Here is a 6,905-nt window from a genome sequence, read left to right as displayed (position 1 = left end):
CCCACTTCATAATTGGAGTTTGACAATCCAGCAATTATATATTAGATTTGAAGACCGTATTAGGCTCGATTTGGCAACCACTCCTTCGGGGGTACCCCCGAAGGAGTGAAGAAAAGGACAGAGTTTAAATTACACTCCCGGGGCAAGCCCACGGAGCATTTTGGAGGATTACTTCTTAAGACTTTAAACATTTAATATCGAGGTAAGACCCGGGGGGTATTTACCCTCTAGAATAAAGCTATTGAGCAGAACTCTTTGAAAACTAAAAAATAACTTCCAATCAAGTTCTTAATACTGAATCAAATATTTATTTTCACCCATCCCCTTAGGAATTCTTACCATTTCGAAGGACTAAAATAGGAATTCAATCGCTGTTCTAAACAAAATGAAAAATTACTATTAATCAGAAGAAGACATCAGGACAATAATTTTTTTCTTTTTTGAAATAGGACATTCATATTTTATTCTGATTTTATAATTAATATTCCTATTCAAATGAAATTTTCCATCAGTGGGATCAAAACCTCCTTCTGTTGTAAATGCAATACTTGTTATTTTTAAATTTTTTATTTTCTCGATGAGCTTTAAATCTCTCTGAGATAAAGAATACTTTTCATGCAATTGATTTAGAGTATTTATAAAATGAATTGAATCCCCAACCTTCATAACATATATTTTTCTGTTATGATAAATTTAATATGTGAATGAAAAAAGTAAGAACACAAATACCTAAATTTTTAACACGATAAATATGTATGACCCGATTGTAATTAAACAAGATAACCAACTCATTCTTTTCTACTTATCCACTTTTAAATGCATAGTTAAACTTTTCAACTAATTAAATAGTCTCAATTTTAACCGAAAATTTCTAAACGACTTAAATAGGAGCTAATACTCCCAAATTAAACGATACAATTTTTAAATTTTGCAACTTCCAGGCACAAAGGAAGATTATCATGACAAGGACAAATTGATCATATCCTATGGAAAGTGATGAAGAAGTAGTACAGGTAAAAGTTTAATTTCCTATTTTTTAATTTTATTAATTGAGTTTAGAGCTAGCGTAATATTCCTACCGTTTTTATAGTGTTAGTTCGGTAGATATAAGGCTATAAAACTTCGCTTCACTGCGTTGGCTTTTTTTAATGCTGCTGTTGAAATACCTCGTCCACAGCGGCCACTGCAGATGCACTACATTTCCCTACAAAATAAATATCTACAATGACAGAAATAAACTCCATAATTGGATTGATTCCAAATGCTTTCCGAAAATTTCTTTTTGATGCTTTATAGTTGATGGGAACTCTGTATCCAGGAAAAGAAACTAATGACTCTATTAAGTATTCATTTGAGAAGAAATAAAAGGGATTCTGGGGGCAAGAAAATATCCAATAAGACTAGCGAAGAGAATAGGGATGAAATAAGCGAAACCAGTCAAGGTAGCCAATAGAATTGTAGTACTCATAGGAGTCCTGGTAACACAGGCATTGATCGCTGCCATACAGCTTATTATAGCAAGGGCAGGATCCACAGAAGGGAACAATTTATGAATGATTAATCCAAGGGTAGCCCCCACAAAGAAAAGAGGGATTATGAATCCACCTCTCCAACCTGAAGTCACGGTAACCGCAATGGCTATGATCTTAAAAACAAGAATAGCAATCAGGAAAGGCACAGAAAAATTTGCCGAAAGGAGTTGGTTTAATTGATGATGGCCAAAGTACCTGGTGAGCGGGAAGTAAAAAGCAATAACTCCTAAAATTATCCCTCCGGCTGTCGTTTTAAAATAAACTGGCATTTGAAGTTTATAAAAAATAGATCTTAAAAATTTTGTACAAGAAATAAATATCCATGCCACGAAGGTTGCAGCGATGGCAAATACAATTGCAAAGACAAAATCGAATTTGTCATGCATCTCGTAGGTAGGAAGATTCCAGACGGGAGCGAGGCCCAGATGAATAATAAGTGCAAAAATAATATAGCTAAAGCAACTGGCTACAAAAGCCGGAATAATTGCCTCGTAATATTGTGCCGCATGTTTGTGGTGAAGTATTTCAAGAGAAAATAAACTTCCACCTAAAGGAGCACCAAATAAAGCAGTAAAACCGGAAGCCATACCAGCAATGGTCATAGACCTGAAATCTTCCCCTTTCAATCTCAGCACTTTAGCAAACCAGGAGCCTGTTGAGCCGGTAACTTGCACCAATGGGGCTTCAGGCCCCAAACTTCCTCCCGATGCGACACAGAGCAGAGAGGACAAAACCATAGAGGGATTATTTTTTGAATTCAACCTGCCCTTATTGAACCTTATGTTGTTGACGATAAGATCGATCTCCCCCGGATCCCCAAAAAAATGAATGATAAGCCCTGCAAGCAGGCCGGCTGCTGCCATTGTTGGAATTACCTGCCAGCCATCAAAGAAAGCAAGGAAATGCATCAAATTTTCAAGTGCGATCCAATATGTCCCGGCTATCAATCCTCCGATGATTCCCAGCAATGCCCAAAGAAGGAAATTCCTGCTGAAGACGAAAGGGCTAAACCTCATTGGCTGGTCGAGTAAGTTGATATAAGTAATTAATTTGCGCTTTGCTTTTATTTTCAAACTCTGAATTTTAATCGGACGATTGCAATTGTCGAGGCGGCAAGTTATCAAATTTTATAATGACAAAAGATATGGTCGTGGATTTTTCTGAAATCCTATTATCAATTCTTTTCCTCTTCTGTTTAAAATCTTTTTCCTGAAAATTTTTTTCTAAAAAACGTGAATTGGTTTAATCTTTAAGACCTCGAAAATGAACTGTAAAAAAAGAAATCTCTGAAAAGAAAACTTTTGAACACCTACCTGCCTGGATTATTTTCGCAGCAATAGCCTTTTACATGCCCAATAATTCCTCCTGTTCCACGGAATGGTGGAATTTTACCAATTTTTTTCTAGGGCTGATTTTCATCTACGCCTTTGAAAACAGTCAGCTTATAGATCCTACTGTAAGAGGATAGACCGTTGTCACAAATTGGTCAGCACATTGCCACTTCATTTCGTAGAAAATGCTTCATTTGGGGCAAAACGATTCATTAAAAAGGTTTTGAATACAACTTCAAAGCTTCAGATTTCCATTGCGCTAACCCTGCCAGAAAAAGGCAGGAACACTTCATTCCTAATTTACATCTTCGAAGTCAAGTCCGCTATAAATCCTACTTCAAGAGGATAATCCGTTTTCATAATCCAATCAGCACATTGCCGCTCCATTTTGCGAAAAGCTAAATTTCGGAAAAAAAGCTGCCATACAAATTTCTTGTACACCCTTCTCAATTTCTGCTTTCCATTTCGTTTGCGCTCCCCTCGTTGCCGGGAAGCACACTCCAATTCAACACGAAATAGTGAACGGAGTTTGCCAGATAGGAATTCCATTTAATCCTTTAGTCCTGCTTCCTATGTTTTGGTATTTCACAAAGGTATTTAGACCTACTCCCGCACCGCCGCTGTCCTACCTTTTTTTGTAAGCAAATAGCAAGAATTGGAAGTTAAACAGACTGCATAAGCCAGTCGTGCCTCCTTTTTATAAGTCCTTATTAATTCCAATTCTTGAAAAGGTATCAGCAACAAAAAATGGTAACAGCGGACGGCTCTATGGGAAGTAAATCTAAAATGAATCTTATGAAATCTTACAAAAACATCCAAAAGGAAGCGGGACTAAAAAAACAAAAAAAGGAAAACGCTCTGGATATAATAAGTAAATCATTTCAAAAAAATAGAATAGTAAACTGCTTGAATGGTTCAGGTAGCATTTTAATCAATATTTAAATATTTTATTATGAGTACTTTAAAAAATTACATACAGTTAATCAGAAATGTTGGCGGAGAGCCAGAAATCATGAACCTTGAAAGCGGTAAAAAAGTATCCCGTTTTTCACTCGCCACTAGTGGATTTTATAAAAATTTAAAAGGGGAGAAAATATAGGAGACACAATGGCACACGATGGTAGCTTGGGGAAAAATCGCAGAAATTATAGAAAAATATGCCGGAAAGGGTAAGGAAATCGGGGTAACGGGAAAATTGGAATCCCGAAGCTACGAGGACAAAGACGGAGTTAAACACGATGCTACCGAAGTGGAAGCCAACGAAATTCTTCTGTTAAGGTAAAGAACGGCAATAATCCAGCTGATTAATCTTAAATAGCAAAGAGGGCGTCATGGTCGAAAAAAGCGCCCTCTTTTAATTATTAACCCTAGAAATTATAGTCAATAATGGAAACCAAAGTTAATGAAATATCTATAAGTTACAGCGGAAGTTTAAAAGCAAATTTGCTTCCCAAAATAACCTGTTCCCAAAGTGCGGCAGATTTAGCCTATAGTCAATGGAATAAAAATAATATTGAACTGCACGAAACCTTTAAAATAATGCTACTCAACAATGCCAATAAAGTAAAAGGAATTTATGAAATTTCCAATGGGGGTATAACAGGAACTTTAGTTGATGTCCGCATCTTATTTGCCGTATCGTTAAAGAGCTTAACGACGGCGGTAATTTTACTGCACAATCATCCGAGCGGGACCTTACGACCCAGTGAAGCAGATAAACGCCTGACCCAAAAGATAAAAAAAGCAGGAGAATTACTGGACATTAAAATTTTAGATCATCTCATACTTGTTCCTGATGGGGATTATTACAGCTTTGCAGATGAGGGAATCCTTTAAGTTATGATCGAAAGTAGGCCAAGGAACATTGTAGCAATTTAAATGTGATGATTGGAGAAGAAAAATTGTAAAATTTATACAATTCTATTAATTTAATCCAAGCTTGCTCCAATCAAGGAATAGGCGTCTCTGGATGTTGGGGGTGATTATTATTTATTCAAAATTGCTAACTATAAAAAAGGGAAAATTCGCTGTTACCTGAACTTTCCCTTTCATTACAAATCATAGAAGATGACTTATGCATTAAAGTTAATATTTTTTCTAATTATCCAAAATATTTTGGACAAATTTTATTGTAGAGCGACTTTTAAATTTTTACGCCAAATTGTACGAAATTTTTGTCCCGCTTTCACGGGACGAAAATAATGTCGATTAGGTAAGGGGAAGTCTCACGCCTTAACTTCTCGATTCGTACGGCTCTTCTTGATCAAAACATGGTACAAAAGTCTCAAGCAGGTATACATCCAATGCTCGAAGAGCGTTGAATAATATTTTGAGAGCCTTCGAAGTATTGATCGAAACAGCTCATGGTTAGCGATGGTGCTTCCGATATTTATTCCGCAGCCATTTAGCAAACCTTCGGTGGAATGCCCTGACGGAGATATGCATCTCGAGATTCAGAACTTTTCAAGACTCTGATAATCAATAAAATGGGAAATAAATGGGAGGATGTGGCTGTTAAAGGAACAACATTTTCCTGCCTTAATGATGATAGTATCCAAACATTTATTGTCAAGGCAATTGAAAAAGATCGTATTCCTCTAAATACACTAAACATTGGCAAAGAAACACTATTCAAAAATCTTAGTCTACTGACAGAACAAGGACAGCTAACAAATGCCGCTGTATTGTTATTTAGAAAAAAAATTAATTAAAGTGTCCATAACAGCCAGTTTTAAAATTGGCCGATTTGGAAAATCAAACCATGATCTTTTGTTCCACGACATAGTTGAAACAAATATTTTTGAAATGGCTGATGAGGTAATTGAAATTCTAAAAATCAATTATTTGGTTAGACCTATTTCTTATAAAGGAATTGAGCGTATGGAGCCATTGGAATATCCGGAAACGGCGTTAAGGAAAGCTGTTTTGAATGCCATCATTCATAAAGATTATTCCAGTACATATACTTTTCTTCGGGTTTATGATGATCGATTGTACCTATGGAACCCATGAATTTTGCCTAAATAATTGACGATTGATAAATTAAAACAAGAACATTCATCGTATCCAAGAAATCTGAGTAAAGCCAATGCATTTTTCAAATCTGGTTATATTGAATCTTGGGGACGAGGAGTAAATAAAATTATTGATGCCTTCAAAGAGGTCGGGCCACCTGAGCCAAATCGAAGAAGGACAAGGTGGAGTAAGTATCACTTTTCTAAAGGATATTTATACAGATGATTACCTTAAAAAACAAACTTTTCTACCAGACAAGTCAACGCTTTGTTATACCTAAAAGTACATGGTTCTATAGGTAATGCACAATATCAGCAACTTGAGAGTCTATCAAAAAGAACAGCTAAGCAATTTACAGGAACTGATAGATAAAGAGTTCATTGAAAGAAAAGGAACTACTGGTAAGGGGACTTCTTATATATTCCGCTCCAAAAGATCAAAGGGGTCATAAAGGAGCCAGAATGGGGCCATAAATTTGTCAGGTGTATATAAGGAATATCATAGTTGGTAACTCTTTACCTTTTAGCTCAAAACACCGCAGTACCACTTTAAAAATCTACTTGGAATCATATAGGAAGTTTTTGAAACGCTCCTCATAGATGACGGCCTTGGTAGCCAAGAGAAATATATGGATTTAGAACAGAAAAGCGTTTCGGTATTTCAAATCGATAAAGTTAATTGTACTATAAGAAAACTAATCTTATTTGGCTTCTATTATTTTGCTCCGTCAATTATGGGTGAAATCCCTTAGTTATTAATTTAAATTTTAAGCTTAATTTTGGGAATCAATGAAATGGAATTGTTGCCCCCCTTTATAATTCTTTTAATATGGCACAAATTTTATAGGAGGATGCTATTTATTGCGATTACTCTAGCTCTAGTTATTCTTGTTGAGTCATATAAAAGTATTAAAACAATTGAATAAAAATCTTAAATAAATGAATATAAATTTAATATTACATGGTAATATTAATTAAGAAGGAATGGGGTTGGGGAGCCTCATTCCTTTTACTTTTAATTAAATGTG

Annotated in this window: 7 protein-coding genes and 2 pseudogenes; 7 read left to right on the top strand and 2 right to left on the bottom strand. The window is 35.5% G+C overall.

The annotated features are described in order from the left end of the window. Nucleotides 1-399: 399 nt before the first annotated feature. Together AB8M93_RS06150 and AB8M93_RS06145 are read right to left on the bottom strand one after the other, a co-directional pair. Complete coding sequence (locus AB8M93_RS06150) at nt 400-666, bottom strand: hypothetical protein (protein ID WP_373056696.1); 267 nt, start codon at nt 664-666, stop codon at nt 400-402. Nucleotides 667-1,339: 673 nt separating this feature from the next. Next, nucleotides 1,340-2,605 (bottom strand): chloride channel protein, encoded by a 1,266-nt coding sequence (locus tag AB8M93_RS06145; RefSeq protein WP_373056695.1) that lies wholly within the window; start codon nt 2,603-2,605, stop codon nt 1,340-1,342. Between the two features lie 1,005 nt (nt 2,606-3,610). Between AB8M93_RS06145 and AB8M93_RS06140 the strand changes: the two genes are divergently transcribed. From AB8M93_RS06140 to AB8M93_RS06110, 7 genes and pseudogenes are all read left to right on the top strand, one after another. Continuing rightward, on the top strand, nt 3,611-3,805 hold the full coding sequence (locus AB8M93_RS06140) for a hypothetical protein (protein ID WP_373056694.1): 195 nt from the start codon (nt 3,611-3,613) through the stop codon (nt 3,803-3,805). 10 nt (nt 3,806-3,815) lie between these two features. Continuing rightward, nucleotides 3,816-4,145: pseudogene (locus tag AB8M93_RS06135) on the top strand (single-stranded DNA-binding protein). 104 nt (nt 4,146-4,249) lie between these two features. Further along, nucleotides 4,250-4,699 (top strand): JAB domain-containing protein, encoded by a 450-nt coding sequence (locus tag AB8M93_RS06130; RefSeq protein WP_373056693.1) that lies wholly within the window; start codon nt 4,250-4,252, stop codon nt 4,697-4,699. A gap of 650 nt (nt 4,700-5,349) precedes the next feature. Next, nucleotides 5,350-5,574, top strand: coding sequence for a hypothetical protein (locus AB8M93_RS06125; RefSeq protein WP_373056692.1), 225 nt, complete (start codon nt 5,350-5,352; stop codon nt 5,572-5,574). Between the two features lies 1 nt (nt 5,575). Next, the gene (locus AB8M93_RS06120; protein WP_373056691.1) at nt 5,576-5,875 is read left to right on the top strand and encodes a hypothetical protein; all 300 of its coding nucleotides are present in this window, start codon (nt 5,576-5,578) and stop codon (nt 5,873-5,875) included. Nucleotides 5,876-5,890: 15 nt separating this feature from the next. Continuing rightward, nucleotides 5,891-5,995, top strand: a pseudogene (locus tag AB8M93_RS06115) (hypothetical protein); the annotation flags it as partial. 16 nt (nt 5,996-6,011) lie between these two features. Next, the gene (locus tag AB8M93_RS06110; RefSeq protein WP_373056701.1) at nt 6,012-6,158 is read left to right on the top strand and encodes a hypothetical protein; all 147 of its coding nucleotides are present in this window, start codon (nt 6,012-6,014) and stop codon (nt 6,156-6,158) included. Nucleotides 6,159-6,905: the final 747 nt, after the last annotated feature.

Source organism: Autumnicola aciditolerans, assembly GCF_041679265.1.
GTDB lineage: Bacteria > Bacteroidota > Bacteroidia > Flavobacteriales > Flavobacteriaceae > Autumnicola.
Note: the sequence above shows the minus strand (reverse complement) of the source record. Positions and strands in the feature narration are given on the sequence as shown.